Annotated in this window: 1 rRNA gene; it reads left to right on the top strand. The window is 52.7% G+C overall.

The window, feature by feature from the left end:
* Window positions 1-108 precede the first annotated feature (108 nt).
* Window positions 109-2,999: ribosomal RNA gene (locus KVG96_RS27425) — 23S ribosomal RNA — on the top strand.
* The last annotated feature ends 136 nt before the right edge of the window (window positions 3,000-3,135 follow it).

Raw genomic sequence — 3,135 nt, 5'->3', positions numbered from 1 at the left:
GAAGCACTTTCACTGGTGCGGATTCAGGCTAAGGTAAAATTTGTGAGTAATTGCGAATTTTCGGCGAATGTCGTCTTCACAGTATAACCAGATTGCTTGGGGTTATATGGTCAAGTGAAGAAGCGCATACGGTGGATGCCTTGGCAGTCAGAGGCGATGAAAGACGCGGTAGCCTGCGATAAGCTTCGGGGAGTCGGCAAACAGACTTTGATCCGGAGATCTCTGAATGGGGGAACCCAGCCAGCACAAGCTGGTTATCTTGCACTGAATACATAGGTGCAAGAGGCGAACCAGGGGAACTGAAACATCTAAGTACCCTGAGGAAAAGAAATCAACCGAGATTCCCTTAGTAGTGGCGAGCGAACGGGGACTAGCCCTTAAGTGGCTTTGAGATTAGCGGAACGCTCTGGAAAGTGCGGCCATAGTGGGTGATAGCCCTGTACGCGAAAATCTCTTGGCCATGAAATCGAGTAGGACGGAGCACGAGAAACTTTGTCTGAACATGGGGGGACCATCCTCCAAGGCTAAATACTACTGACTGACCGATAGTGAACCAGTACCGTGAGGGAAAGGCGAAAAGAACCCCGGAGAGGGGAGTGAAATAGATCCTGAAACCGTATGCGTACAAGCAGTGGGAGCAGACTTCGTTCTGTGACTGCGTACCTTTTGTATAATGGGTCAGCGACTTATATTCAGTGGCGAGCTTAACCGAATAGGGGAGGCGTAGCGAAAGCGAGTCTTAATAGGGCGTTTAGTCGCTGGGTATAGACCCGAAACCGGGCGATCTATCCATGGGCAGGTTGAAGGTTAGGTAACACTGACTGGAGGACCGAACCGACTACCGTTGAAAAGTTAGCGGATGACCTGTGGATCGGAGTGAAAGGCTAATCAAGCTCGGAGATAGCTGGTTCTCCTCGAAAGCTATTTAGGTAGCGCCTCATGTATCACTCCAGGGGGTAGAGCACTGTTTCGGCTAGGGGGTCATCCCGACTTACCAAACCGATGCAAACTCCGAATACCTGGAAGTGCCGAGCATGGGAGACACACGGCGGGTGCTAACGTCCGTCGTGAAAAGGGAAACAACCCAGACCGTCAGCTAAGGTCCCAAAGTTATGGTTAAGTGGGAAACGATGTGGGAAGGCTTAGACAGCTAGGAGGTTGGCTTAGAAGCAGCCACCCTTTAAAGAAAGCGTAATAGCTCACTAGTCGAGTCGGCCTGCGCGGAAGATGTAACGGGGCTCAAACCATACACCGAAGCTACGGGTATCACGCAAGTGATGCGGTAGAGGAGCGTTCTGTAAGCCTGTGAAGGTGAGTTGAGAAGCTTGCTGGAGGTATCAGAAGTGCGAATGCTGACATGAGTAACGACAATGCGAGTGAAAAACTCGCACGCCGAAAGACCAAGGTTTCCTGCGCAACGTTAATCGACGCAGGGTTAGTCGGTCCCTAAGGCGAGGCTGAAAAGCGTAGTCGATGGAAAACAGGTTAATATTCCTGTACTTCCGGTTATTGCGATGGAGGGACGGAGAAGGCTAGGCCAGCTTGGCGTTGGTTGTCCAAGTTTAAGGTGGTAGGCTGGAATCTTAGGTAAATCCGGGGTTCCAAGGCCGAGAGCTGATGACGAGTTGCCGTTAGGCGACGAAGTGGTTGATGCCATGCTTCCAAGAAAAGCTTCTAAGCTTCAGATAACCGGGAACCGTACCCCAAACCGACACAGGTGGTTGGGTAGAGAATACCAAGGCGCTTGAGAGAACTCGGGTGAAGGAACTAGGCAAAATGGCACCGTAACTTCGGGAGAAGGTGCGCCGGTGAGGGTGAAGCACTTGCTGCGTAAGCCCACGCCGGTCGAAGATACCAGGCCGCTGCGACTGTTTATTAAAAACACAGCACTCTGCAAACACGAAAGTGGACGTATAGGGTGTGACGCCTGCCCGGTGCCGGAAGGTTAATTGATGGGGTTAGCTAACGCGAAGCTCTTGATCGAAGCCCCGGTAAACGGCGGCCGTAACTATAACGGTCCTAAGGTAGCGAAATTCCTTGTCGGGTAAGTTCCGACCTGCACGAATGGCGTAACGATGGCGGCGCTGTCTCCACCCGAGACTCAGTGAAATTGAAATCGCTGTGAAGATGCAGTGTATCCGCGGCTAGACGGAAAGACCCCGTGAACCTTTACTATAGCTTTGCACTGGACTTTGAATTTGCTTGTGTAGGATAGGTGGGAGGCTTTGAAGCGTGGACGCCAGTCTGCGTGGAGCCATCCTTGAAATACCACCCTGGCAACTTTGAGGTTCTAACTCAGGTCCGTCATCCGGATCGAGGACAGTGTATGGTGGGTAGTTTGACTGGGGCGGTCTCCTCCTAAAGAGTAACGGAGGAGTACGAAGGTGCGCTCAGACCGGTCGGAAATCGGTCGCAGAGTATAAAGGCAAAAGCGCGCTTGACTGCGAGACAGACACGTCGAGCAGGTACGAAAGTAGGTCTTAGTGATCCGGTGGTTCTGTATGGAAGGGCCATCGCTCAACGGATAAAAGGTACTCCGGGGATAACAGGCTGATACCGCCCAAGAGTTCATATCGACGGCGGTGTTTGGCACCTCGATGTCGGCTCATCACATCCTGGGGCTGAAGCCGGTCCCAAGGGTATGGCTGTTCGCCATTTAAAGTGGTACGCGAGCTGGGTTTAGAACGTCGTGAGACAGTTCGGTCCCTATCTGCCGTGGACGTTTGAGATTTGAGAGGGGCTGCTCCTAGTACGAGAGGACCGGAGTGGACGAACCTCTGGTGTTCCGGTTGTCACGCCAGTGGCATTGCCGGGTAGCTATGTTCGGAAAAGATAACCGCTGAAAGCATCTAAGCGGGAAACTTGCCTCAAGATGAGATCTCACTGGAACCTTGAGTTCCCTGAAGGGCCGTCGAAGACTACGACGTTGATAGGTCGGGTGTGTAAGCGCTGTGAGGCGTTGAGCTAACCGATACTAATTGCCCGTGAGGCTTGACCATATAACACCCAAGCAATTTGCGAACCCGGAAGGGGCCAGATTGCGGTGTGTGGAGACGAAAGAACCGAAAGTTCGCCAAACCCACAAAGCTGTCACATACCCATTCGTCGGCACGGGCCCCAGGGCGCGGACCGGCA

The sequence above is a fragment of the Pseudomonas ekonensis genome (assembly GCF_019145435.1).
GTDB classification, from domain to species: Bacteria; Pseudomonadota; Gammaproteobacteria; order Pseudomonadales; family Pseudomonadaceae; genus Aquipseudomonas; species Aquipseudomonas ekonensis.
Note: the sequence above shows the minus strand (reverse complement) of the source record. Positions and strands in the feature narration are given on the sequence as shown.